This window comes from Paenibacillus sp. Y951 (assembly GCF_056786395.1).
In genome coordinates, this window is sequence record NZ_JBXCIY010000018.1 from 40,586 (window position 1) to 64,780 (window position 24,195).

Below are 24,195 nucleotides of genomic sequence, written 5' to 3' on the forward strand. Positions count from 1 at the left end.
GGAGTTTCTTCATCTATAGTTTTCATTATCTTGTTGTTTATTATTGTCTCGTTTATGGATTCTATGAAAATACAGTGAGGAGGCGGTAGGGTGGATATTTTCAGTGATGCAGAGAATCGTGAGCAATACGAGAAATGCTATGATGAGAGTTTGAAGCTTTTTGGCATTCCTGCTAATTCGCTCAATATTGGGACGACTTACGGGCAAACACATGTGTTGCAGTTCGGTGATCCGAAGCTGCCACCGCTTGTTCTTATTCATGGTTATGCCATGAGCTCAGCGATATGGTACCCGAATGTACCTGCCTTTGCAAAGCAATATGCTGTATATGCGATTGATATCATCGGAGATATTGGTAAAAGCATGGCCAATCAAGTAATCTTGCATACAGAGCAAGTTGTAGCGTGGCTGCATGAAGTGCTGGATCATTTACAGCTCGATAAAGTGTACTTGGCAGGGCATTCTATTGGAGGTTATATTGCATTGCGATATGCTCTAACTCATCAGTCTCGAATTATTAAATTAGTGCTTTATGCCCCGGCTGCATCTTTTCATCGGCTAAGCTTGAAGTTTTTTTATTATGCATTTCCAGGCTTTCTGTTTCATACTGAAAAATGGATTGATCGAGCCTTTGGTTCACTATCCTCGCACAATAAGCCGCTCAATGAAGTATTTCGTCAGCAAATTATTGCTGGATTTCAACATTCGATGCCGCTGTTTCGTTTGTATCCTGTGAAAATAGACGAGGAGGAATTTGAAAAGTTAAGTCTTCCTGTCCTAATTATGATCGGGGAGACGGAATTACTCTATCCTGCTAATAAAGCAATGGATTATGCACGTAAAGTATTACCTCATGCCCAGTTACTTCTAGTTGCAGGAGCAAACCACTCCTTTATATTTGAGCAACCTAATGTCGTTAATAAAGCAACATTGACCTTTCTAGGCTACTCGTAATACTAATATGAAAAATGCTCTAAGAAGGAGGGAAGAAGGATAACTTCTTATATTTAGGTTAGGATTTATAAGAATTAATTAGGAAATGTTGACGGCGGACTAACAGTTGATGTGGATATGCGATAGCATACGACCTTGTTCAAGGATTTACAACTTAAATTGACTTCCAACAAATCCTTGAACAAAAGTCGATTGTAGCAGCTAATTGTACACTCGAACTATTTAACAGGTACACATATATCGCAATAATCATCTTCAGTCATCTCACTAATGTATCTTTCTAATATCGGCCTATTATCAATCTGATAGCCACTGTTATGCAAAGCAGGGAAGATTTCAGCCCACGCTTTTTGAATATCCTTTGTTGTGTGTTTGACTCTGTAAATAAAATAATCCCCTCCGGAAAGCTCACCTTCACAAATGGAATCATCAATTTGAACATCCTCTGAAATTACAATACAAGCATCATATCTACAATTTTCTGGAAGTGTTGTTTCTGGATTATCTTGCGAAATTCCAAATATAATTCCCGAAGTGTATAGATTGTTCTCCTTAGCCCAATTCTTTAACTTCTCCATTGCTTGAATATTAGCAGGACCATATGGACCAACTTGTCGCACATATGCAATGCGAGATTGTGGCAGAGTTTCTACGGTATGATTCATAGTCATCTTCTCCCTTATCAGTGAATTGTTACTACAATTCGAATACTATTATGATATAAAATAATAATCAATTATTTTTTTTGGAAAATGCTTAATGTCCATATTTCTTCTCATATTCTGTAGGCGACATGCCATTGTGACGTTTGAACAGCTTTGAGAAATAGAGGGCATCGTTAAAACCAACTGCATGAGCAACTTGATTCACTGGGATATGCTGAGCAAGCAATAACTGAGCTTGCTCTAGTCTCACCTTAATAAGATAAGCTAATGGTGATATGCCTGTCGTCTGTCTGAATAATTTACAGAGATGGCTACGGTGGTATCCGACGCGCTGGGCAAGCTCTTCAATAGTAATTGGCTGTGGGTAATGAAAATCGATATAAGCAATTGCTTCTTCAATTTGTCGTTGCGAAATTGTTTTATGATCGAATTTTTGTGATTGGAAAGGTGCGTTGGCTTGGCAATACTTAGCCAATAACAATTGGAAATAACCACTAGCTTCAAGCGAAGAATAGTTTTCATTAGAAGCGAGTAACGTAATGATTTGTTCGAAGAACGGATATATGTCCTCATTCGTTAACGATTGAACAATGGGATTTTTAGTCGAAATATTACTGCGCTGTAATATATGTTTGAATCGATTACCCTTAAACCCAATCCAACAATATTGCCAAGGTTCATGTTTGTCAGAGGTATACTGTACAGATTCACCTGGAAAGATGAAAAAACTATCCCCACTAGATAGAGAATAAGTATTTCCTCCAACTTTAATCTCACCTTTACCAGCCATCACATAGTGCACAATATAATACGGATGAATTAATGGTCCCATATTGTGTAAGGCATTTGTTTGAGCTTGTCCTGCAAATAATATATCGTCAATTTGAGGATCAAAGCTCGTATGTATACTCAAAAACTCTACCGTCTCACTCATGGATAAGACCCCCATAATATTATTAATAATTTAGCAAGTTAGTAAGACACGAACTACTTGATTGTAATACGAAAGGAAACTACAAATGTCCATATAACGATTCGAAAAATCTATATGCGTTATTACAATTAATAGATATATTATAAAGGAAGAATGCTTATAACAACAGCTAATTTACAATTTGAAAGGTAGGTAATTATCCATGTCTAAAATTACTTTTCTCGGTGCGGGAAGCACAATATTTGCAAGAAATGTACTAGGTGATGTCATGTTAACTCCTGCATTACAAGGCTTTGAATTGGCGTTATTCGATATTGATCCAACTCGTTTGAAAGAATCCGAAATTATATTGAAAAACATCTGTGAAACGGCAGGTAGTTCATGTCGGATTGTAGCATATCATGACCGTAAAGAAGCATTGAGGGGTGCATCTTATATTGTTAATGCGATTCAAGTAGGTGGCTACGACCCATGTACAATTACGGACTTTGAAATTCCGAAGAAATATGGTCTACGTCAAACGATTGCGGATACGATTGGCATCGGCGGCTTGTTCAGAAATCTGCGCACAATTCCAGTAATGATGGATTTTGCTAGAGATATTAATGAGGTTTGTCCAGATGCATTGTTCTTAAACTATACTAATCCAATGGCAGTATTAACGAATGTGATGACTACACAAGGCGGAGTTAACACAGTAGGTCTTTGTCATAGTGTACAAGTATGTGTGCAAGATTTGCTGAAGCATTTGGAAATAGACAATAGCGGCATTAAATCTAAAATAGCTGGAATTAATCATATGGCGTGGCTGCTAGAAATAACGAAGGATGGTCAAGATATTTATCCGGAAATAAAGCGACTTGCTAGATTGAAACAAGAAGAAAAACATCATGATATGGTACGTTATGAACTGATGGACAAGTTTGGTTACTACATTACGGAATCAAGTGAACATAATGCTGAATATCATCCTTACTTTATTAAGTCGCAATACCCTGAGCTAATTGAGCGCTTCAATATTCCATTGGATGAATATCCCCGACGTTGCATCGGTCAGATTAATGAGTGGAAGCAGAAGCGGGATGAGATTATGAACGATGCTCATCTAGAACATTCTCGCACACATGAATATGGATCTTATATTATGGAAGCGATCGAGACGAATATTCCTATTAAAATTGGTGGCAACGTCATGAATACTGGACTTATTACTAATTTACCAAAAGAAGCATGTGTAGAAGTACCATGTCTAGTTGATGCGAATGGCGTTCAACCAACATTTATTGGTGATCTTCCTCCACAGCTAGCTGCATTGAACCGTACGAATATTAACACACAATTATTAACGATTGAAGCAGCGATTACTGGCAAGAGGGAACATATTTATCACGCAGCTTTACTTGATCCTCATACGTCTGCGGAGTTGTCGATGGATCATATTGTTGCGCTATGTGATGAGTTGATCGAAGCACATGGTAGCTGGTTACCGACGTACAAGTAAGTTGGAAAGTGAAGTTCAGTTAATATACACAACAAACTCTTTGGAGTAGATTAATATAGCAAATTGAAGACACCTCTAAATATACGATTAGCATATCGCTTCGTATTACTTGGAGGTGTCTTTACCTGTGTGCAATAAGTTTGAATCTATATAGAGCAGAATGTTATTCTATAAACAGAAATGTACAATCTACGAGACCAATTATAAAAAGGGGATGAATGACGATGGAGCTGAATTTCAATGAGAATCAGATCAAGCTATGGGTCGCAAGAAACGTTCAATCATTAGGATTAGACGGCTCAAAGTTTGATGTTCGTTATATTTATAATCCAGGCGGTTTTGTTAATCAGTCCTACCGTGTATCTGATGGCGAAACAACTATACATATTAAACTAGCACGAACTGAAAAAGCCTACCGTCTCAAGCAGTGGGCATCAATAAGCGAGCATTTGTCTACACAATATAAGGCTCCTAGATTGATAGGAGAGATAACAGAGGAAATGATAGAGGGCTACACTTATGGGTTAGTGTTTCAATTTATTGAAGGGAAATCATTAAGTTCCATTTCTAATTCAAAACCAATCGTTGAGAATGTATTGCATTCACTACATCAATTACATATAGATAAACAGATCCAACAAATGATTCGAACCGATGAGCAAAACAATGTACAAGAGTTTGAGCAAAACGATATACAAGACGATGTAGAAGACAATGTGCAAGTCTACTCTTATGCAGATGCATTCGCAGAGGAATATATCACTCGATTCCAAGAAGATCTAGATATCATTAGATCTCAGCAACATTTGCTTGATTTCGTGACATCAGATTCAATCACTTGGTTCGAGAATGAAGTAGAAGCATTAGAACAACTAGTACGTTCTGCACCTTCATTTCAGCATAAAGCTTCAGATATCGTTCATAACGATATTAATTGGGAGAATGTATTAGTAGACAATAATAATAATTGTTGGATTATTGATTGGGATGACTTAACGGTAAGCGGTGATGCTGCAATGGATTATTCCGTCCTATTATGGCCGAAATATAATAAGAAAGAGTGGTCATATTGGAGCGAATTAGTTTTAACGTTGGCAGGTAGCGAACTTTGCGAAAGGTTACAATACTATTTCCGTGCAAAACTATTGGATGATGTCATTGATGTACTTGCTGACTACATTGAAGCAGAGGAAATACCTGAACTGAAAGAAATAACTCAAAAGCGGGCTAAAGAGATTCATCTGCGTGCCTACTCAGAGTATAAGAGCCTTTACGCGGGATAACCACTATGTGAGTTTCATCTGATACGAGCAAGGATTACTGGACATCGAATATGAAGGCTAATAATCATTGAAAGTACGGTTTAAGATACATCGAATGTGAAAGCTAATTGTATCGCTTCGTCTTGGGGTTGATCATCATACGTAACTGTTGCTGTAGCCACCCAAAGTCCAGACATCACAGGAATTCCTTCGCCGTGGTAGATACCGTGCTCATCAGGTGTCATCGTAAATTGGATCGTACCACAATCCATCGTTAACATATTAAGATTAACCGTAACTTTAGTATGTGATGGCAGCGAATTATCGGTATTTAGTTGATCCAATCTGTTAAGATCTGCTTCTGAATCCGAATATGTACCTACATTTGAACCTGGCAGTAGCTGTAATGTGAACGGACTATTAGTGAGAGCAACAGCGTTATCATGATCTATTTCAAATTGTAATGTCCCAATTGATGTTGCACTGGTTGCGGTTAGTTTCAGGAGTGATTGATCTCGTACAGTAGTCCCTTGTGCCACAATATAGCTATACCCTACACCGAATAATAGTACGAGTATGAGCAAGGTGAATAGTCTGGTTTTCCATTTGGTCACAAGATTTCCTCCCATAATTTGCGTTTTTTCTTTTATATCATCTATGGAGATGAACAGCGGCGTAGGCAGTACTAATTTATAATTCGTTCGTTACATAACTCTTGTTGAGACAATATTGTAACTAATATGTTATATGTAGCGGTGCTTGCTCTTTATGTATACAGGTGACATCATATAGTAATATCGTGTATAGTAAGACAGTAAACTAATTGAATAGCGTGTACTTAGGTTCTATTCTGCATATCGCATGATAGATGAAAAGGGAAGCTGGTGAAATTCCAGCGCGGACCCGCCACTGTAAGAATGGATATACGTTGTATATCAAAGTAATATTAAATGTCACTGGATAACAATAATCTGGGAAGACAATATTACAATTCATTCAAGTCAGGAGACCTGCCTAAGGAAATACAAGCATATTCCTACGTGGACTTAGGAGGTGTTGGATAAACTTAAACTTTATGAACTTATCGTTTAAGTAACGGCGTCTCCAACATCGGAGGACGCTATATTGTGTTGTACATGTGTATGAAATTAAATAAAGAAAAAGGGGATTGGAACAATGCTATCGAATTTCAAGAAAGCTATACAAGGTAATAAGGTTTTACTAATTATGATGCTAGCTATGATGTTGGCACTTACTGCATGTGGCGATAATAATGGAGTAAACGGTAACAATCAGAATCAAGGAGCTACGAATCAAAATCAAATTATCGTTGAAGATACAACGGGTACTGGGGCTTCTGCATCTGTCTATCCGATGACAGTGACTGATGCAAGCAATACAGAAGTAACGCTTACAGAAAGTCCTAAAGCAATCGTGTCAATCGTACCAAGTGAAACAGAAATTTTATTTGCAATCGGTTTGGGTAATAAAGTTGTAGGTGTGGATGGGTATAGTAATTATCCAGAAGAAACAGCTGAGATTGAAAAAGTAGGAGATTCCACTACTAATATAGAAGCAGTAATGGCGCTGGAACCAGATATCGTGATCGCTTCATCTAGTATGAATAGTGAAGCGATCACGAAGTTACGCGAGCTAGGTATTGTCGTGTACGCATCCGATCCATTAACTTACGATGAAGTAATTGCTCATACGAATGAACTAGGAGTATTATTAGATGCACAGGCTCAAGCAGGTGAGGTTGCAGCAGAGATGAATAAGGTGAAAGAAGACATCGTTGCTAAAGTAGCAAATGCTGATGCTCGTAAAGTTTACTTAGAGTTTGACGTTGGATACACTGTTGGTTCTGGCACATTTTTAGATGATCTTGTAACGATTGCAGGTGGTATTAATGTAGCTAATAGCCAACCAAGTTGGTATGAGGTTAATGCTGAGGCGGTTATTATTGAAAATCCAGCAGTTATTATTTATCCTGATTTTGGAGAGGAGCAAAGCTCTATTCTAGCAAGTATTCAGGCGCGCCCAGGTTGGGATGCGATTGATGCTGTGAAAAATAATGAAGTGGTTAAAGTTACTAATGATCCGCTAGTTCGTGTAGGTCCGCGCCTAGCGCAAGGATTATCTGAAATTGCAGCTGCCATTCATCCAGAGCTATTTCAATAAATATGAATAAGAAATTAATCGGATATGGAGGAGCAGCGATGCTCCTTCTTTTTATAACGATCATTACAGCGATTTCCCTTGGTTCATCAGGCATCTCATTGGCTGATGTGTGGGGGATATTGTGGCATTCACTGCCTTTTAATGATGATGCTCAAGCTTACTATTCGAAAGGTGAAATAGCCATCGTAACGCAAGTTCGGCTTTCTCGTGTACTACTTGCAGCTTTAGTAGGAGCATGCTTAGCATTAGCGGGCGTTGGTTTCCAAGGTGTACTCCGTAACCCATTAGCTGACCCCTATACATTAGGCGTCGCTTCAGGAAGCTCTGTCGGTGCAGCGTTTATAATATTAATGGGTTATCAAATGCTCCTAGGACTATGGACGATCCCACTGATTGCTTTTTGCACAGGGATTGTCACATTGTTCGGAGTCATTGCATTAGCCAAATCTCAAGGATCGATGCAAATTCAGACACTTGTGCTTGCTGGAGTTATTATTCAATCTTTTCTAGGTTCATTTGTATCATTAATGGTATCGATGTCAAACGGCGTCGTGAATGAAATATTGTTCTGGATTATGGGTTCAATTTCTATGAAAAGTTGGGAACATGTCTATATGCTCTTCCCATTTTTAATTATTGCAGTGCCGATTCTTATGTACTTTGGTCAAATTTTGAATTTACTAGCACTTGGCGAACGCGAAGCTGCTTATATGGGCGTCAATGTTGAGCGTAGTAAAATCATCGTACTTATTGTTTGCACATTGTTAACAGCTGCGGCTGTATCTGTGTCTGGCGTCATAGGTTTTGTTGGACTTGTTGTGCCTCATCTCATAAGATTGATAGTAGGTCCAGATTATCGTATTCTTATCCCATTATCAGCTATCGGCGGTGGAATCTATATGATCATGGCAGATACGATCGCTAGATTAGCGCTAAGTCCGAAGGAATTGCCACTGGGTGTTATTACGGCATTAATTGGCGCCCCAATCTTCGCTTACTTACTAACAAAGAAAAACCGTAAGGAAGGCGGTGTTCAATCCTTATGATTGAAGCACAGTCATTAAGCTATCGGTATGACTCGATTGATATTTTTCGGGATTTGAACTTTTCCTTCGAAATGAATCGCTTTTATGGCATTATTGGTCCTAATGGAGCGGGTAAATCAACATTACTTCAACTGCTAGCTGGAGTAAGAAAGCCAACAAGCGGTTCTGTACTGTTTCAAGAGCAACCTATTCATCGTCTCCCACGTAAATTGATAGCTCAGAAGGTTGCTGTGTTACAACAAGGGGGTCTGCCGCCGCTTGGTTTTACGGTGCGTGAAGTCATTGAGATGGGGCGATTTCCTTATCAGAGTTGGCTCGGTGGTGAAAAGACTAATATAGATGGTATTATTAATGAAGCGATACAATTAACGGGGTTAACTAATCTAGTTCATCGTAAATTAGATCAATTAAGCGGTGGTGAACGTCAGCGAGTCGCTTTAGCCAAATTAATTGTACAGCAACCGGAAATTATTTTATTAGATGAGCCAACAACGTATCTAGATATTGGCTATCAGCAAATTATTATGGATGTAGTGAAAAGCTGGCAGCAACAAAAACAATTGTTAGTTATCGCCGTTATGCATGATCTGAATGTATCTGCATTGTACTGCGATCAATTACTAGCTTTGCATAATGGGCAAATCATCGCTTCAGGGACACCGGAGCAAGTACTTACTGTAGATAGAATGAAAGAAATGTATAATGCATCTACTGTTATCATTCAACATCCAGTCAACCAATCACCACAGTTATTGTTATCGTAAACTAAAGGAGAATGATTATTTATGGAAAAGTGGACAGAACAACAATTACAACAATACATTTCGCGTATTCAGTTACCTGAAGAACAATTTGCTCAGCAAGCAAGAGAACATTCTGATCAATTAACGAAACCTCCTGGAAGTCTAGGAAAGCTTGAAGTTATTACGGCACAATTAGCGGCTATAACTGGAAAACTATGGCCAGATCTTAGTAAACGTTCGGTCATCATTATGGCTGGTGATCATGGCGTATGCGACGAAGGAATTAGTGCATTTCCACAATCGGTAACCCCGCAAATGGTTCTTAATTTCTTAAGTGGTGGAGCTGCCGTTAATGTACTGGCAAGAGGCGCTCATGCTGATGTTGTCTGTGTAGATATTGGCGTAGCAGCTGATCTTGAACATCCTCAATTACGTTCTCACAAAATTAGGTACGGCACAGCAAACATGGCAATAGGTGCAGCGATGTCGCGTGAGGAAGCAATTCAAGCTATTCAAGTAGGAATCGAAGTAGTAGAAGAGCAATATGGACAAGGTGTCCGCATGTTTGCTACTGGTGAGATGGGAATTGGTAATACGACGGCAAGTGCTGCGATTGTAAGTGTATTAGCTAAGTTAGATGCAACTGCAGCAGCAGGTAGAGGGACAGGTATTAATGATGCGATGCTTCAGCACAAAATTAATATTATTGAACGTTCAATCGCAGTGAATGCACCTAATGAGGATGATCCGCTTGATGTATTAGCTAAAATTGGCGGATTAGAAATTGCAGGCTTAGTTGGTGTAATGATCGGAGCAGCTAGAAACCGTTGTCCAGTTATTATTGATGGATATATATCAACTGCTGCTGCACTAGTAGCTGCGAAGTTAAGTGCTAACGCCGCACGATATATGATTGCATCACATCAATCACAAGAGCAAGGTCATGTTCATGCGCTTGCATCTATTAGTCTGCAGCCGATGATTCAATTAGATCTGCGAGTTGGTGAAGGAACTGGAGCAGTATTATGCTTCCATTTCATCGATGCAGCATTGAGCTTGATGCAGGAAATGGCGACCTTCGCAAGTGCTGGTATTGATGGTCAAGAGGACTAGGCGTCGAGAAGGGATTGAATAGATGATTACACTGGTTACAGGCGGCGCACGTAGTGGCAAAAGTCGATTTGCTGAGCAATTTTCAAGCTCCGCAAAAACATACGGCATTTATATTGCGACCGCGCAAGCATTTGACCAAGAGATGCGCGAGCGTATTGCACTGCATCGCACACAACGCGACAATGAATCGTTTCATTGGGAAACATGGGAAGCGCCATTGCAGCTTACTCATTGTCTAGAAAGCATTCTTCGCTATATCGAAGATAATGAGTTATTGGAAGAACCAGTCATATTGATTGATTGTATGACGATTTGGCTCAGTAATTGGTTTATGGAATTAGATGTGGAAAATACGGGCAATGAGCAGCTGCTTGAAGTGATCAATACATTTCTGCAATATTTGCAACAGTATCCATACTCGGTCGTTATCGTGAGTAATGAGGTCGGGAGTGGTATTGTACCGATGAACAAGCTTAGTAGAATGTATCGCGATGAAGCGGGTCGTCTTAACCAACGTATTGCTACGTTAGCAGATAAAGTGTTTCTCGTTACAGCTGGCATTCCGCTTGAATTGAAGTCACTTGCTTACAAGCTGGAGGGACATTGATGTGGTATAGTTTGCAAGAATGGCTGCTTATTATCGTTGCAGCCATTCTAATCGATTGGGTCATCGGAGATCCGAAATGGCCAACTCACCCCGTTATTTGGATGGGACGATGGATTAAGTGGCTACAAGGGAAGTTGTATCAAGCGGAGCGAAGCTATAGTGATCGCTCCCTTCTATATCGAGGAATGATCCTTACAGTAAGTACGATTGTACTTGTTGGAGTCCTGATGGTCAGCATCCATGCACTGACCTATGCTATTCATCCATGGCTATCTTATATTGTCTCGGCCTGGTTGCTATCGACAACGATTGCTGTTAAAGGGTTGAAGGATGCCGGAAATCTAGTTTACGAACCATTAATTAGTGGAGATATGGATGGCGCTCGCCGTTATGTTGGCTATATTGTTAGTCGTGACAGTGAAGTAATGGATGAGGGCGATATGACGAGGGCTACAGTGGAAACGATTGCCGAAAATATTGTAGATGCATTCGTCTCACCAATATTTTGGGCGTTTATTGGTGGTGCACCACTGGCGATGGTCTATCGCGCAACGAATACACTTGATTCTATGGTTGGTTACCGTAATGAAAAGTATGAATATTACGGTAAGTGTTCGGCTCGGTTAGATGATATACTTAATTATATTCCGGCGAGATTGACTGGCTTCATTATTGTGATGATCGCATGGTTGCATCCAAAGCTTGATGGACGTAAAAGCTATCAAGCTTTGTTCACTTTTGCCAAGCGACATCCTAGTCCTAACAGTGGAATTCCCGAATCAGCAGTTGCGGGAGCACTTCATATTGAATTAGGAGGACGCAATCGTTACTTTGGCGAGTGGCATGAACGCGCTCGACTAGGATGGCCGCTGCAACCATTACAAGCGCTTCATATTAAGATGAGTATTAGCGTATTATACGGTGTACGGATTTGGATTTTAATAGGGGTGAGCGCAGCGTGGATAATGATGACCGTCAACAAATAAAACAATATATATATGGATGTGTAGCAGCAATACAGTTTCTAACGATATTGCCTATTCGTATGCAGATTGAGTTTGAAAAAAACATTCTACATAAAAGTGTTATCTTTTTCCCTGTTGTAGGTGTAATACTTGGATTAATCATTAGTTTATTGGGCTGGGGATTGAGCTATGCTGCACCGGCTAATCTCGGAGCGTTATTACTCGTTATTGTGTGGATTGTACTAACAGGCGGTTTACATCTAGATGGACTGATGGATAGTGCGGATGGATTATTAAGCTCGAGAAACAGGGATCAAATGCTTGATATTATGAAGGATAGTAGAGTAGGTGCTTTTGGCGTAATTAGCGCGATTGTAATTATAGCGCTGAAATGGTCAGCGCTAGCCTATTTGCTACAAGAAGTTGCTACTAAGCAAATTTCTATCGCTTGGTTAGTATTAATTATTGTAGGCACAGCGATGTGGAGTAGATGGTGGATGGTTATTGCCGTTTCGAGCTGGAAGCCAGCGCGAAGTAATGGGCTTGCATCGATGTTTCATGGAATAAGGCGCCAATATGTAAGTGCAGCAACGACGACAACTTTATTTATATATTTAATGGCATTAATGATTTATACCATTAACGTTCCGCTAAATAACGATTTTTTCTGGTTAGCACTGCTTATTCCGATGTTATCGGCAATCGTTGGCTGGGTTGCAGCGAAATGGATGAAAGCCAAATTAGGTGGGTTAACCGGGGATACTTATGGTGCGATGACAGAGTTGATTGAAGCAGTGACTCTAGTAATCGCCGTCATGTTTATCCACGCTGTCCTGTGAGGGGAAGTTCAAAATGCGAGCTTTGATAACGATGGTTGGCTTCGTTGCGTATTCGACATCGAATATGAAGCGAACTTGGAAAGTACGGTTCGCGTGTACCAATAACGTACACTTGCGCTTCCGTCTTTCTCAAGTAGCGCTTCATCTTCTTGGTTCTGAAAGCCCGCTTTTTGAACCTTCATTGGAATAGGTAGTTCGAAAAGCGGACTTTGATAACGATGGGTATGCTACCGTAGCGTATTCGACGTCGAAGATGAAACGAACTTGGAAAGTAAAGGATAAGCTTTCGATGTATGTTTCTTGCAGAAACATTGTAGGATCGCGTGTACGTACTAATGTACACTTGCGCTTCCGCCTTTCTCAAGTAACGCTTAATCTTCTTGGTTCTGAAAGCCCACATTTTGAACCTTTATTTGAAGGGGAAGTTCAAAAAGCGGACTTTGATAACGATGATTGACTTCGTAGTTTATTCGACATCGAATATGAAACGAACTTGGAAAGTAAAGCATAAGCTTTCGATGTATGTTTCTTGCAGAAACATTGTAGGATCGCGTATACGTACTAATGTACACTTGCGCTTCCGCCTTTCTCAAGTAACGCTTAATCTTCTTGGTTCTGAAAGCCCACTTTTTGAACCTTTATTGGAATTGGAAGTTTCGAGTATTTAACCGCTTGTGTACTCGTACCGTACACGTTGCTGAGTTTCGTTTCAATGCTTTTGAAAACGAGGTAACAAGCTGGAGCTTATTCGACATCGAATATAAATGTTTCGCTTTTGCTTCGGATGGGAATAATGAGAGGAGGAATACAATTGCTTGAAAGATATGGACATGGCGGTGATTTGCGTTCTGCCACTGAATTATATGGTGTGGAAGAAGATCGCTTATTAGACTTCAGCTCCAATATGAATCCATTAGGTCCGCCACAAGTTGTAGCGGAAATATTGTCGCAATATATGCAGCATATTACAAAGTATCCTGACCCAGCGAGTCGTCAGTTAAGAGAAGCGATAGCGAGTAGGCACCAGATTCATTCGGAAGAGGTACTGGTAGGTAATGGCGCAGCGGAATTAATAGATCTTATTGTTCGTTATTACGAACCGAAAACTGCGGCAATTGTCGCGCCTTCTTTTATTGAATACGAGCAAGCACTGCAAAAAGCTGGCTGTGAAATTACATATATTGAAAGTAACGCAGAAGATGGATTTGCGCCTAATGAACAGCAGATAGACGAACTTATTAAGCAACAATCTATCGAGTTCTATATGCTCGGACATCCGAATAATCCTACGGGGCAATTGCTTCGTGAACAGACGGTGACTAATCTTCTGCAATCAGGTGCAATTGTTGTGCTAGATGAAGCATTTCTAGATTTTCATCAAGACGAGGATGAGCTTAGCTGGATATCAAACATTAATACGTACAGTAATCTCTTTGTTATTCGGTCGATGACGAAATTTTATTCGATTCCCGGAATACGACTTGGTTATATCGTCGGCCCCGCTCATTCGCTACAAGAAATGAAGCATATGCAGTATCCATGGAGCGTAAATTCATTAGCGCAATTTATTGGGCATGCTGTGTTGCAAGAGCATTCATTTGCTAGTCAAACAAAGGCGTGGTTAATTGAGGAAGCACAGTGGATGTATGATCAGCTTCAGGGTCTACAGCTAAAGCCTTTTCGCACAGTTACCAATTATATATTAGTTGATCTTTCTTATGGCTATAATATAACAGCCTCAGCTTTGCAACATCTAATGGGTATGCAAGGTGTATTAATTCGTGATGCGAGTACATTTAGAGGATTAGGGGCGTCATATATAAGATTGGCAATAAAGTCACGCCAGCAAAACATCGAATGTCTACGTGTATTAGCAGCTAATCTAGCATCGTATAGAAAGGATGCTGGTGATGAATTGCAATAAAAATGGAAGTGAGCAAGCGCGATATTCGATCACGCAGCCATTTCAATCTGAGAGCAACCCGTTTACTTCACAGTTTCAGCAGCATCTGTCTATAAGATATCGTCATCATTATATTGTGATCGAAAGTAACCTGCCTTTAAAAGTAATAAGTAGCGCTGTATGGAACGGTGGTATAAGCACTGCACAGGCGTTTATTAATTATCGAGTGCCACTTCATTATGAAAGTAATGACCCGATCCATGACATGGTTGAGCTTATTGCTAAGGAACAGCTTGCGGAAAATAAAACCGTTGGTCTAATGACAGCGGCGAACTTATGTGACGCAGTTATCGGAGAGTGCCACCATGAGGACTATAGTTTACTTGTACTCGTTACATCGGGTACGTCTAATGCGGCGCGAGCTGGGCAGCCTCGTCAGACGTATCCGGCATATCATGCAGGAACGATTAACATATTTGTTATGATCGATGGGAGATTGAGTGAAGCGGCGATTATTAATAGTCTAATAACAGCGACGGAAGCAAAATGCGCGGCCCTTGCCGATTATGGCATAACAGAGCAAAGTAATGGACTTATTGCAACAGGAACAACGACGGATGCAATGGTCATCGCTTCAACGCAACGAGAATGTTATATTCACGAGCATTTGTATGCAGGAACGGCGACAGAATTAGGCTGCCAGCTTGCAGAGCTTGTATACAAAGCAGTATACAAGGCCGTTTCATCGCAACATGAGTAATTACAACATCCACCTTCAGTATGACTTTCTGGAACGTGAAGCGTATTGAGCGGGTAATGGAAAGCATGCGGAGGCTAACAATGCATAAAAAATGGGTAGCGCTTATTTGTAGTACTTGTATTCTAGCTTGTACGGCATTTGATACAGAAGTTGATTCAACTCCTGTTGCGAAGTTTGCTGTCGATAAGGAAACGTATCATATTGGTGAAACGATTACGTATACGAATTTAAGCTACGATCCAGATTCAGAGTCTGTTTTCTTATCATGGACTGGGAAGCAAGAGGCTTTCTTTGAAGCGGGAACGCATGAAGTATCACTCGTTGCAACTGACAAAAATGGTAATGTAAGTGAAACTTATACTAAGGAAATCGAAGTAACTGATCACGTTATGTTTACTGAATTCGAATATGGTGTATATTTTGCGAAAGTGGGCTCTTATATTAAAGCGTCAGATTCCGTATTCAATTCGCAACTGTTACAAATCCCCCAATCCGCCCACAAAACGACATACGATACTACTCGTAAGCTACTTGTAAGTGATAGCCCCGAAAATATTAGAACATCAGGGATATTATATCAAGATCATATTAATGGGAAAGCACGTCTTTATGCGAACCATGTTAATAAATCAGGTGGAAATATCCAGCTGGCTATATTAGCGACGAATAATGGATCTGAGCCAGTTATATTGGTAACTAAGAATGCCGGTGAGGTACTCCCATCGAAATATGCAATGCTACTTGGTAGTGAAGCTGCTGTCGATTTCTTAATGAACAACGAGACTGTAGAAGAATTCGTCGTACAACCAGGAGAGACGATCATCTACCGTCAGTTCCCAACACTTTTCCCGGAGTATGGCATTAATGCGATATTTGATGTTGAAGCGACGGGTCAATTACAAATGACATTTGCAGCAGATACAGCTGCAAGTACGAATATGCTTTCACTTTCGAAATTAGCGTATGATGGGCATATTAGAGGGATATTTGAGGCTTCTGCTATTCATTGGGAATTGAATATGTCAAAAGTAGGCACTAAGAAAATACAAAGACTTGTTATCGGTGATGGTAATGCCGATCCATTCGTTAATGGATATGATGTGCAGCGTGATGTAGCGACGAAGCTATCGGGCAATTATGGCGCAGTTTACCATATAACGATACATAATCCTCATAATATGGCCGTACTATTAATGGCTAGAGGAGGTTCCTTCAAAGGAGCGTTCAAAGTGAATGGACAATTTGTACGCGTACCAATATCTGGTGTGTTAGCACCAATGGATGGGTTCGTATCACTAGGACAAACATCGAAGAAAGACAAGAAATTAACGATAGAATTTATTCCGCCAGCAGGATCTTCATTCCCGCTGCAGCTTATCTTCTATCCGTTAGATGCAAGAATAGATCTGATGAAGTAGGTTGATTGGAGATTAATACCCAGATAATAGAAAGTAAGAAGTAATTCTGCGGTCTTCTATTCCTGGAGCATAGAGGGGCTCTTGCCCAATCACTACATCTGTTACGAAAGATCCATTATCATCAATATAAAGCTTATATATTCGATCACCTACAGCGGCAGAGGAAGCATAATTAGCATTATAGCTTTCTATAATATTGAATTTATCACCTTCAAATATGCCTACACATTGTGAATGGTTATCAATCTCTTGATGAGTAGAGCAGTGAATTTCGTTATTGCTCAGGAAGTTCCAATGATCAGATATACGAATAACACCTTCAGGCTTGTATCCCCAGTCCACTTCCTTATTATAGAAGCTTTTACTATATGGAGACTTGTACACTTTCTTAAAATTCTGATTAATGAAGTCACATAACGCATAAATTGCTTCTTTGTTTGCGTTTCTCACAGATTATCAATCTCCTTTTATGTTGTATAGTAGAGTATACCGTAATACTAACGATAAACATAATGATACGAATGGTGAGTTGGGCGATATTCATTACAGAGCAGGAAGCTATAAGCTAGTGAATTTCAATTTAGGTGCAAAGTGGGGATGGACTGTAGTAGAATATATACTAGACTAAAAAAAGTAGCACAGAATTGAGATGAATGGGAGACGATTGCATGGAGCCTTTATATTGGGTGATAGGTTATGTACTGTTTCTAAATGTGTATCTGTATTGGATAATGGGTAAGGATAAAGAATGTGCACGTCGCAATACAGCTCGTATTCCTGAACGTCATATTTTTATATTTAGCGCATTAGGCGGAGCAGTAGGCACTTATATGGCGATGTATCATTTCCGTCATAAAACAAAACATCGTAGCTTTAAGATTGGTATTCCAGCTATTATTATCATTCAGAGTATACTTGTTATTTTACTAGTAGGAGCGTTGAATTAATGGACTTTCGTATGAACTACTTATCATTTTTCGTTATCCAATCGGAAAGTGAAAAGGGCTCGGTAGGTAGCTACAAAGCATTCAAGCATTATCAAACGATGGATGGTGAAGAATACGCAGATAGCGCATTGAAATCATTTCTCGATGAAGAATTTGTAAAAATTGTTAAGCGTAAAGTCGAGCGTCATCCTAACACTCCCAATGCTCCAACTAAAGTGGGGATGTTTATGGTGGAACCAGGCTATGAGCTAGGCAGCAATGGGAATTATAATTTGTTTCAACGTATTCGTGAAGCAGGCGATAAGGAACGATTTCATAGCTTAAGCGATGAATTAGTACGCGTCTATATGGATACTTCAGCTGTTCGCGGTGGTGCATTTATCGTTGCACTTTGCACGTTGAATATGCTCTTTGACGAGCCTTTTCTGTTCATTTTAAAATGTGACTTTGAGCCGAAAATTGCACGAATCTCGGATGAGAGAAGCTTAATTGCGCAAGTAGAGATGGCATTTAGTGCGCGGAGTATTAAGTCAATTCAATATCCTCATATGGAGCAAGACGGCATTCTCGAGCGATGGGAACTGAAAATCCATCAAGCTTCACATGCAAGGTACTTTGAAGATTTTCTGAAGTATGTAAGCTATGAAAAGCCGATACCAGAAGTTGTTAGTGAGCAAGTGGTTGAAATGGTTCATCAGTATATTGAGGAAAAATGGCAGGACACGGAAAGTAGTGAACGGTCGCAGGAAGAAAATGCAGTAGAGGTATGGGCTGCTAGTGAGAAGCGGGAGTTGCAGGAATGGTGGACACCGCAGCAAGTGGAGGAAGCCAATTATTCGCTTATCCAACAGAAGGAAGACTTAACGATGGCTTTTAAAGTAGGTAATGTATCTATTAAAGGGCTATTAGCAGATTATGGGGTAACGGTACATATCGCCAAACATAATGATCGTTACGTAGCGGTCATTGAAGGTGATGCGCTGCAATTTGAGAAAGGGATGTCTCCTGTTGAACTGCTAGCACCTCCGCCCTTAGAAGACATAATGGAGATCATTGGTACGAAAGTAAAGGATACAGCCAATGAGACTGATTCATCGGATGAAAACGTTCAGTCGGTGGAATCAACTGACGATATACCGTACTAGTAATGCATAATAACTCATCTCTAAGGAGAATCTATCTCGGTATATAGTACGCGAGGGGAGCTCTGCAGAGATGATTTTGAACTTAATTGTATTTCTTGTGTTATTAATACTAACGGCTTTTTTCGTTGCGACGGAATTTTCTATTATACGGGTTAGGCCTAGCCGAGTTCAGCAAATGGTCGCGGAAAACATTAAAAATGCAAAAGCAGTAGAAATCGTAACGAAGGAGCTTGATGGCTATCTTTCCGCATGCCAGCTTGGTATTACGATTACTGCATTAGGGCTCGGTTGGTTAGGTGAACCAACTGTAGCAAAGCTACTTCATCCCTTGTTTGTTCAATTGCCATTATCTACTGAGATTAGTGATATTATTACTTTTATAATCGCCTTTCTGTTTGTAACATTTCTCCATGTCGTATTTGGTGAACTTGCACCGAAAAGTGTTGCCATCATTAAATCAGAAGCAATGGCGTTGAAGCTTGCACCGCCAATTATTTGGTTTCATAAGATTGCATACCCATTTATATGGGTGCTCAATGGTTCGGCCAATGCGCTAGTGAAGCTGATGGGCTATTCATTAATGAACGAAACAGAAGCTCACAGTGAGGAAGAGATACGTCTAATATTGAATGATAGCTATGAGAATGGCAAAATCAATAAAAGTGAATTGGGGTTTATGACCAATATTTTTGATTTTGATGATACTTTGGCACGAGATATAATGGTGCCACGAACAGATATGGTATGTATTTTTGTAGAGAACAGCAGAGAAGACAATGTGGATACCATTATGAGTGAACGATATACGCGCTTTCCTGTCGCTCAAGGTGATAAAGATAATATTATCGGATTGCTTAATACAAAAGTATTTTTATTTCAGCATATTACAAACGTAGAAGAGCAACCTAATATTATGGACATGATGCAAAATGTGTTGTCAGTACCCGATACGATAGCTATTCGTAAGCTGTTGACCATAATGCAACGTGAACAAATTCATATGGCAATTTTACTTGATGAATACGGCGGTACATCAGGATTAATTACAATTGAAGATATTATCGAAGAAATCGTGGGGGAAATACGCGATGAGTTCGATACAGATGAACGAGAAGAAATAGATCGTATCGATGAACGGCGCTTTCTTGTTGAAGGTCGCGCACTAATTACTGATGTGAATGAGATGACGGGCCTAGATTTGGATGTTGGTGAAACGCATACGATTGGAGGCTGGTTGTATCAATTGCAACCAGATCTAGATGAAAATATAGAATGGGAATATGCCGATGCCACTTTTATTATTCGTGAGCGAGATGAAAATCGCATTCGCAGTATAGAAATTATTGTTGAGGCACAAGAACCAGAAATGTCTGGACTCGGTCATGCATAGAATAGTAATGTACAAGCAGATGGTTTGTACAGATTCTCATTCTAAAGTCGAGAAGGAGTGTGTCTAGGTGTTGGATTTAATCAAAGCAATGATTATGGGTATTGTGGAGGGGCTGACAGAGTTTTTACCGGTTTCCTCTACAGGCCATTTGATTTTAGTAGGTCATTTGTTGGGATTCGAAGGTGAGCGTGCTAAGACGTTTGAAGTAGTTATTCAATTTGGTGCAGTACTGGCAGTGCTCGTATTATATTTCAAAACATTTATGAAAGTATTACAATTCAAATTAAATAAAGGTATGAACTTCATACATATATTACTCGCTATGTTACCTGCAAGCATTATTGGTTTGCTACTACATTCTGTCATTAAACAATATTTGTTCGGACCATCTACTGTATTGATCGGTCTAGTGCTTGGTGGTATTCTGATGATTGTCGCAGAAAGAAGCAAGCGAGAGGTGACGGCTGAAGAAATAGATGATATTAGCTACAAACAAGCGTTCATCATCGGTTGTTTTCAAATATTAGCGTTATGGCCAGGATTTTCACGTTCTGGATCTACAATCTCAGGTGGTATCTTAGCGGGTACAAGTCAAAAAGCAGCTGCTGAATTTACGTTTATTGTATCAGTACCGATTATGGGGGCAGCGAGCTTACTTGATCTTATAGACAATCGTGCCGGATTAACATCGACTGATCTGCCGTTATTTCTTGTAGGATTATGTGCTTCGTTCATCGTTGGGATGTTGGCAGTGGTAACCTTCGTTAATTTGATGAAAAAATTAAAACTATCATACTTTGCATACTATCGTTTCGTACTGGCAGCAGTATTTGCAATTATTATTTTATAAGATCGTGATAAAGAAAGGGGCAATCACTACGTCTATTATATAGTCGTAGCAGATTGTCCCTCTTTTTGTATACCTGTCCACAAAATATCAATCATTTGTTCTACAAGCTGTTCGATAGGAATTTTTTGCTGCTTTAGATTAAGATGGTTTTTCATCGTCAATAATGCTACAAAGGTATGTGCAAGTATGATAGGTGAGTGCTGATTCGTTATTTCACGACTATCGATTGCCTTTTGGAAAGCATCATGGATCACATCATGTAATTTTTTTTCAGCTTTTCGAATAGTAATAGTCTGATCATCAGACAATTCAGCAGTGGCATCTCTCATCATAGATTCAAAATCAAGATTGGCATTACTCATTTGAAGAATGGCGATCTTGATTAATTTATCTCTCAAAGATATTTGTTCACTTAATATGGTGACAGTTGCACTGTGTGCGATGGTCATCACCGCAATAAGACATTCTGTAAATAGTTCTGATTTATTATTAAAGTAGTAATAGACACTGGCCTTTGTAATACCACATGATTTCGCAACGGATTCTAATGATACTTTTTCATATCCGACTTCCATAAATAAATAGGCACCAGTTCTTAAAATGCTCATTTTCGTAGGTGATTTTTCAACTTTTGGTCTACCTGGTTTACGCTTAGGAGTAGTGTTAGGTTGGTTTGTGTTCATACCGAGCTTCCCTTCATCAAAAATTCATATAATATTATGTTGATTTATTTACTAACTAGTATATATAATTAATTAACTGAATGGTATAGTAAATTAATTGTTAAATACGAAATGGAGGAAGATTTTATGATTCAACGTATTGCAGCTTGCTTTACAGGCAAGATCAGCAAGTGGGTTACAGTGCTAGTATGGATATTACTTGCGCTAATCTTAACCTTAACATTACCTAGTGTAGGGGACAAGGTACAAAATAATGCTGCTAACTTACCGAGTGATGCGCAGTCTGTGCAAGCAGCTCAAGTTATTCAAGAGTTTTTTCCAAATTCAACAGGCGTACCTGCCTTATTAGTATGGCATCGTGACACGGGATTAACCGAAGAAGATTTCTCTATTGTACGTAATTTATCTGAGGAATTAACGAATAACCCGTTACCTGCACAAGAAGCAATTATTCCATTGCATTTGGGCATTCCAATTGAAGTATTAACGTCAGAAGATGGTAGTACTCTTATCTTACCGATTACATTTACTGGCGAGACTGAGACTGACGTGTTGAAAGGAAATCTCATTCAGTTGAGAGAATACATTAATGAACAAGCTGGAGCAGATATATTTGAAGCTGATATTACAAATGGCTTGTCAGCACGATTTACAGGTCCAGTAGGGATTTCTGTAGATGCGACAGATCTATTCTTGAATGCAGACATTATACTGCTAATAGCGACAGTATTGCTCGTGCTAGTTCTATTATTACTTATTTATCGCTCTCCGATACTGGCACTCATTCCATTAGTTGGAGTAGGCTTTGCTTACCTTGTAACAAGTCCGATACTGGGCTGGTTAGCTGGAAATGGTTGGATCACGGTAGATTCACAAGCGATAAGTATTATGACTGTACTATTGTTTGGTGCAGGAACGGATTATTGTCTGTTTTTAATTACTCGCTATCGTGATGATTTGCGACATGAGAAAAATCCAAGAACGGCATTAATTCACGCGTTTCAAAATGCGTCTGGTGCGATTGCAATGAGTGGATTTACTGTAGTGATTGCATTACTTGCGTTGTTATTCGCTCAATACGGCTCATCTCACCGTTTTGCAATTCCATTCTCGCTCTCAATCTTAATTATGGGAATCGCAAGCTTAACACTTGTTCCAGCTATATTAGCCATTCTAGGTCGAGTGTCATTCTTCCCATTCATTCCTCATACTGCAGAAATGGAACAAGAAAGAGCAATTAAACGCAATAAACCAGTGAAAAAACAAAAAACTCAACATAGACTATGGGGTAAGATTGGTACATTTGTTACTGAAAAACCTTGGTTAGTTATCTCAGTTACGATGATCGTGTTAATTGTATTTGCTCTATTCTCTACACAAACGAAATATAAATATGATCTATTATCTTCGTTCCCTGATGATATGGAATCAAGAGAAGGATTTACAATTATCGGGCAGACGTATACTCCAGGTGAACTTGCACCAATTACAGTCATTGTGAAGGATAATACTGATGTAAATGACATTGTAAATAAAGTTGCAACTCATGAACTGGTTAACAATGTTACAGAAGCTGTTATCAGTGAAGTAGATTCGACATATAGCTCATTTGAAGTTGTGCTCGATATTGATCCTTACTCTACCGAGGCAATGGCTTATATTCCTGTATTAGAAGAGCAGTTAACTGCGGAGTTAGGTAACGCAGAAAGCTTCTGGATCGCAGGTCAGACAGCAGGTCAATATGATAACAAACAAATTAATACACGAGATAATAGCGTTGTTATGCCAATTGTCATATTGTTAATTGTTATCTTGCTATTAGCTTATCTACGTTCCATCATCGCCACAATATATCTCGTTGTAACAGTTCTAGTGTCATTCTTAGCAGCACTTGGACTTGGGTGGATCATACTTCACTATGGTCTTGGTGTGGATGCGATACAAGCTGCTATTCCGTTATACGCATTTGTATTCTTAATTGCTCTAGGTGAAGATTATAATATCTTTATGATTTCAGGCATTTGGAAAAAAGCGAAAACAATGCCATTGAAGCAAGCCGTTAAAGAAGGGGTAGCAGAGACGGGGGAAGTTATTTCATCAGCTGGATTAATTCTAGCAGGCACATTCTTTGTCCTAACTCAAGTTCCGATTACAATCTTACTGCAGTTCGGAGTCATTACGGCGATTGGTGTATTGCTTGATACATTTATCGTTCGGCCGTTTCTTGTGCCGGCGCTGACTGTGGTGTGTGGGAAGTGGGCATTCTGGCCAAGCAAGAGGTAGTTCAAA

General features: G+C 39.6%; 26 protein-coding genes and 1 riboswitch. Of the genes, 20 read left to right on the forward strand and 6 right to left on the reverse strand.

Annotated features, from left to right (window positions below; translation table 11 throughout):
• Nucleotides 1-90: 90 nt before the first annotated feature.
• A complete protein-coding gene (locus AC1TPB_RS20165; protein WP_482078181.1) occupies nt 91-954 on the forward strand; it encodes an alpha/beta fold hydrolase in 864 nt (287 codons plus the stop codon).
• A gap of 218 nt (nt 955-1,172) precedes the next feature.
• Here AC1TPB_RS20165 and AC1TPB_RS20170 read toward each other — a convergent pair whose 3' ends face one another.
• Complete coding sequence (locus AC1TPB_RS20170) at nt 1,173-1,619, reverse strand: AraC family transcriptional regulator (RefSeq protein WP_482078182.1); 447 nt, start codon at nt 1,617-1,619, stop codon at nt 1,173-1,175.
• 91 nt (nt 1,620-1,710) lie between these two features.
• Nucleotides 1,711-2,553: an AraC family transcriptional regulator gene (locus tag AC1TPB_RS20175; protein ID WP_482078183.1), complete on the reverse strand. Its 843-nt coding sequence runs from the start codon at nt 2,551-2,553 to the stop codon at nt 1,711-1,713.
• A gap of 202 nt (nt 2,554-2,755) precedes the next feature.
• Between AC1TPB_RS20175 and melA the strand changes: the two genes are divergently transcribed.
• Nucleotides 2,756-4,054, forward strand: coding sequence for an alpha-galactosidase (gene melA / locus AC1TPB_RS20180; RefSeq protein WP_482078184.1), 1,299 nt, complete (start codon nt 2,756-2,758; stop codon nt 4,052-4,054).
• Between the two features lie 224 nt (nt 4,055-4,278).
• Nucleotides 4,279-5,337 (forward strand): aminoglycoside phosphotransferase family protein, encoded by a 1,059-nt coding sequence (locus tag AC1TPB_RS20185; protein WP_482078185.1) that lies wholly within the window; start codon nt 4,279-4,281, stop codon nt 5,335-5,337.
• An 80-nt stretch (nt 5,338-5,417) separates the two neighbouring features.
• On the opposite strand, the gene AC1TPB_RS20190 is transcribed toward AC1TPB_RS20185, so the two are convergent.
• Complete coding sequence (locus tag AC1TPB_RS20190; RefSeq protein ID WP_482078186.1) at nt 5,418-5,930, reverse strand: hypothetical protein; 513 nt, start codon at nt 5,928-5,930, stop codon at nt 5,418-5,420.
• Nucleotides 5,931-6,139: 209 nt separating this feature from the next.
• A riboswitch (cobalamin riboswitch) is annotated at nt 6,140-6,348 on the forward strand.
• A 144-nt stretch (nt 6,349-6,492) separates the two neighbouring features.
• On the opposite strand from AC1TPB_RS20190, the gene AC1TPB_RS20195 reads away from it, so the two are divergent.
• From AC1TPB_RS20195 to cobS, 7 genes are read left to right on the forward strand one after another with little or no spacing between them, the layout of a single operon-like run.
• A complete protein-coding gene (locus AC1TPB_RS20195; RefSeq protein ID WP_482078187.1) occupies nt 6,493-7,497 on the forward strand; it encodes an ABC transporter substrate-binding protein in 1,005 nt (334 codons plus the stop codon).
• Between the two features lie 2 nt (nt 7,498-7,499).
• The gene (locus tag AC1TPB_RS20200) at nt 7,500-8,543 is read left to right on the forward strand and encodes a FecCD family ABC transporter permease (RefSeq protein ID WP_482078188.1); all 1,044 of its coding nucleotides are present in this window, start codon (nt 7,500-7,502) and stop codon (nt 8,541-8,543) included.
• Complete coding sequence (locus AC1TPB_RS20205) at nt 8,540-9,307, forward strand: ABC transporter ATP-binding protein (protein WP_482078189.1); 768 nt, start codon at nt 8,540-8,542, stop codon at nt 9,305-9,307. The genes AC1TPB_RS20200 and AC1TPB_RS20205 overlap by 4 nt, the downstream gene beginning before the upstream one ends.
• A gap of 21 nt (nt 9,308-9,328) precedes the next feature.
• Nucleotides 9,329-10,399, forward strand: coding sequence for a nicotinate-nucleotide--dimethylbenzimidazole phosphoribosyltransferase (cobT, locus tag AC1TPB_RS20210; RefSeq protein ID WP_482078190.1), 1,071 nt, complete (start codon nt 9,329-9,331; stop codon nt 10,397-10,399).
• A gap of 22 nt (nt 10,400-10,421) precedes the next feature.
• Nucleotides 10,422-11,006, forward strand: a complete 585-nt coding sequence (cobU, locus tag AC1TPB_RS20215; protein ID WP_482078191.1) for a bifunctional adenosylcobinamide kinase/adenosylcobinamide-phosphate guanylyltransferase — start codon at nt 10,422-10,424, stop codon at nt 11,004-11,006.
• Nucleotides 11,006-11,992: an adenosylcobinamide-phosphate synthase CbiB gene (cbiB, locus tag AC1TPB_RS20220; protein WP_482078192.1), complete on the forward strand. Its 987-nt coding sequence runs from the start codon at nt 11,006-11,008 to the stop codon at nt 11,990-11,992. Before cobU ends, cbiB begins: the two co-directional genes overlap by 1 nt.
• Entirely contained in the window at nt 11,965-12,810 is an 846-nt protein-coding gene (gene cobS / locus AC1TPB_RS20225; RefSeq protein ID WP_482078193.1) for an adenosylcobinamide-GDP ribazoletransferase, read from the forward strand. The genes cbiB and cobS overlap by 28 nt, the downstream gene beginning before the upstream one ends.
• Nucleotides 12,811-12,818: 8 nt before the next feature.
• Here the strand turns inward: cobS and AC1TPB_RS20230 are convergent, their stop codons facing one another.
• Entirely contained in the window at nt 12,819-12,992 is a 174-nt protein-coding gene (locus AC1TPB_RS20230) for a hypothetical protein (RefSeq protein WP_482078194.1), read from the reverse strand.
• Between the two features lie 71 nt (nt 12,993-13,063).
• Here AC1TPB_RS20230 and AC1TPB_RS20235 point away from each other — a divergent pair, with 71 nt between their 5' ends.
• The 4 genes from AC1TPB_RS20235 (at nt 13,064) to AC1TPB_RS20250 (ending at nt 16,891) form a co-directional block, all read left to right on the forward strand.
• Nucleotides 13,064-13,267, forward strand: coding sequence for a hypothetical protein (locus AC1TPB_RS20235; RefSeq protein WP_482078195.1), 204 nt, complete (start codon nt 13,064-13,066; stop codon nt 13,265-13,267).
• 354 nt (nt 13,268-13,621) lie between these two features.
• On the forward strand, nt 13,622-14,734 hold the full coding sequence (gene cobD / locus AC1TPB_RS20240; RefSeq protein ID WP_482078196.1) for a threonine-phosphate decarboxylase CobD: 1,113 nt from the start codon (nt 13,622-13,624) through the stop codon (nt 14,732-14,734).
• Entirely contained in the window at nt 14,721-15,473 is a 753-nt protein-coding gene (locus AC1TPB_RS20245) for an adenosylcobinamide amidohydrolase (protein WP_482078197.1), read from the forward strand. The genes cobD and AC1TPB_RS20245 overlap by 14 nt, the downstream gene beginning before the upstream one ends.
• An 80-nt stretch (nt 15,474-15,553) precedes the next feature.
• Nucleotides 15,554-16,891, forward strand: a complete 1,338-nt coding sequence (locus AC1TPB_RS20250; RefSeq protein ID WP_482078198.1) for a copper amine oxidase N-terminal domain-containing protein — start codon at nt 15,554-15,556, stop codon at nt 16,889-16,891.
• Between the two features lie 12 nt (nt 16,892-16,903).
• Here the strand turns inward: AC1TPB_RS20250 and AC1TPB_RS20255 are convergent, their stop codons facing one another.
• Entirely contained in the window at nt 16,904-17,341 is a 438-nt protein-coding gene (locus tag AC1TPB_RS20255) for a hypothetical protein (RefSeq protein WP_482078199.1), read from the reverse strand.
• 19 nt (nt 17,342-17,360) lie between these two features.
• Between AC1TPB_RS20255 and AC1TPB_RS20260 the strand changes: the two genes are divergently transcribed.
• The 5 genes from AC1TPB_RS20260 (at nt 17,361) to AC1TPB_RS20280 (ending at nt 21,223) form a co-directional block, all read left to right on the forward strand.
• Entirely contained in the window at nt 17,361-17,519 is a 159-nt protein-coding gene (locus tag AC1TPB_RS20260; RefSeq protein WP_482078200.1) for a hypothetical protein, read from the forward strand.
• A 40-nt stretch (nt 17,520-17,559) separates the two neighbouring features.
• Entirely contained in the window at nt 17,560-17,838 is a 279-nt protein-coding gene (locus AC1TPB_RS20265) for a DUF1294 domain-containing protein (RefSeq protein WP_482078201.1), read from the forward strand.
• Entirely contained in the window at nt 17,838-18,983 is a 1,146-nt protein-coding gene (locus tag AC1TPB_RS20270) for a DUF3900 domain-containing protein (RefSeq protein ID WP_482060901.1), read from the forward strand. The genes AC1TPB_RS20265 and AC1TPB_RS20270 overlap by 1 nt, the downstream gene beginning before the upstream one ends.
• 70 nt (nt 18,984-19,053) lie before the next feature.
• A complete protein-coding gene (locus tag AC1TPB_RS20275) occupies nt 19,054-20,373 on the forward strand; it encodes a hemolysin family protein (RefSeq protein ID WP_482060900.1) in 1,320 nt (439 codons plus the stop codon).
• A gap of 67 nt (nt 20,374-20,440) precedes the next feature.
• On the forward strand, nt 20,441-21,223 hold the full coding sequence (locus AC1TPB_RS20280; protein WP_482078202.1) for an undecaprenyl-diphosphate phosphatase: 783 nt from the start codon (nt 20,441-20,443) through the stop codon (nt 21,221-21,223).
• 35 nt (nt 21,224-21,258) lie between these two features.
• Here AC1TPB_RS20280 and AC1TPB_RS20285 read toward each other — a convergent pair whose 3' ends face one another.
• Nucleotides 21,259-21,906 carry a TetR/AcrR family transcriptional regulator gene (locus AC1TPB_RS20285; protein WP_482078203.1) on the reverse strand — a complete coding sequence of 216 codons (648 nt, stop codon included), beginning with the start codon at nt 21,904-21,906 and terminating at the stop codon, nt 21,259-21,261.
• Nucleotides 21,907-22,032: 126 nt separating this feature from the next.
• On the opposite strand from AC1TPB_RS20285, the gene AC1TPB_RS20290 reads away from it, so the two are divergent.
• Nucleotides 22,033-24,189: an MMPL family transporter gene (locus tag AC1TPB_RS20290; protein WP_482078204.1), complete on the forward strand. Its 2,157-nt coding sequence runs from the start codon at nt 22,033-22,035 to the stop codon at nt 24,187-24,189.
• Nucleotides 24,190-24,195: the final 6 nt, after the last annotated feature.

Excerpts from the sequence above, each read along its gene's own strand:
- AC1TPB_RS20245 (WP_482078197.1), top strand. The coding sequence starts at position 14,721 with ATGAATTGCAATAAAAATGGAAGTGAGCAAGCGCGATATTCGATCACG.
- AC1TPB_RS20200 (WP_482078188.1), top strand. The coding sequence starts at position 7,500 with ATGAATAAGAAATTAATCGGATATGGAGGAGCAGCGATGCTCCTTCTT.
- AC1TPB_RS20250 (WP_482078198.1), top strand. The coding sequence starts at position 15,554 with ATGCATAAAAAATGGGTAGCGCTTATTTGTAGTACTTGTATTCTAGCT.
- cbiB (WP_482078192.1), top strand. The coding sequence starts at position 11,006 with ATGTGGTATAGTTTGCAAGAATGGCTGCTTATTATCGTTGCAGCCATT.
- AC1TPB_RS20175 (WP_482078183.1), bottom strand. The coding sequence starts at position 2,553 with ATGAGTGAGACGGTAGAGTTTTTGAGTATACATACGAGCTTTGATCCT.
- cobU (WP_482078191.1), top strand. The coding sequence starts at position 10,422 with ATGATTACACTGGTTACAGGCGGCGCACGTAGTGGCAAAAGTCGATTT.
- AC1TPB_RS20285 (WP_482078203.1), bottom strand. The coding sequence starts at position 21,906 with ATGAACACAAACCAACCTAACACTACTCCTAAGCGTAAACCAGGTAGA.
- melA (WP_482078184.1), top strand. The coding sequence starts at position 2,756 with ATGTCTAAAATTACTTTTCTCGGTGCGGGAAGCACAATATTTGCAAGA.
- AC1TPB_RS20275 (WP_482060900.1), top strand. The coding sequence starts at position 19,054 with ATGATTTTGAACTTAATTGTATTTCTTGTGTTATTAATACTAACGGCT.
- cobT (WP_482078190.1), top strand. The coding sequence starts at position 9,329 with ATGGAAAAGTGGACAGAACAACAATTACAACAATACATTTCGCGTATT.
- AC1TPB_RS20235 (WP_482078195.1), top strand. The coding sequence starts at position 13,064 with ATGAAACGAACTTGGAAAGTAAAGGATAAGCTTTCGATGTATGTTTCT.
- AC1TPB_RS20170 (WP_482078182.1), bottom strand. The coding sequence starts at position 1,619 with ATGAATCATACCGTAGAAACTCTGCCACAATCTCGCATTGCATATGTG.
- AC1TPB_RS20205 (WP_482078189.1), top strand. The coding sequence starts at position 8,540 with ATGATTGAAGCACAGTCATTAAGCTATCGGTATGACTCGATTGATATT.
- AC1TPB_RS20195 (WP_482078187.1), top strand. The coding sequence starts at position 6,493 with ATGCTATCGAATTTCAAGAAAGCTATACAAGGTAATAAGGTTTTACTA.
- AC1TPB_RS20260 (WP_482078200.1), top strand. The coding sequence starts at position 17,361 with ATGTTGTATAGTAGAGTATACCGTAATACTAACGATAAACATAATGAT.
- AC1TPB_RS20185 (WP_482078185.1), top strand. The coding sequence starts at position 4,279 with ATGGAGCTGAATTTCAATGAGAATCAGATCAAGCTATGGGTCGCAAGA.
- AC1TPB_RS20230 (WP_482078194.1), bottom strand. The coding sequence starts at position 12,992 with ATGAAGGTTCAAAAAGCGGGCTTTCAGAACCAAGAAGATGAAGCGCTA.
- AC1TPB_RS20265 (WP_482078201.1), top strand. The coding sequence starts at position 17,560 with ATGGAGCCTTTATATTGGGTGATAGGTTATGTACTGTTTCTAAATGTG.
- AC1TPB_RS20290 (WP_482078204.1), top strand. The coding sequence starts at position 22,033 with ATGATTCAACGTATTGCAGCTTGCTTTACAGGCAAGATCAGCAAGTGG.
- AC1TPB_RS20270 (WP_482060901.1), top strand. The coding sequence starts at position 17,838 with ATGGACTTTCGTATGAACTACTTATCATTTTTCGTTATCCAATCGGAA.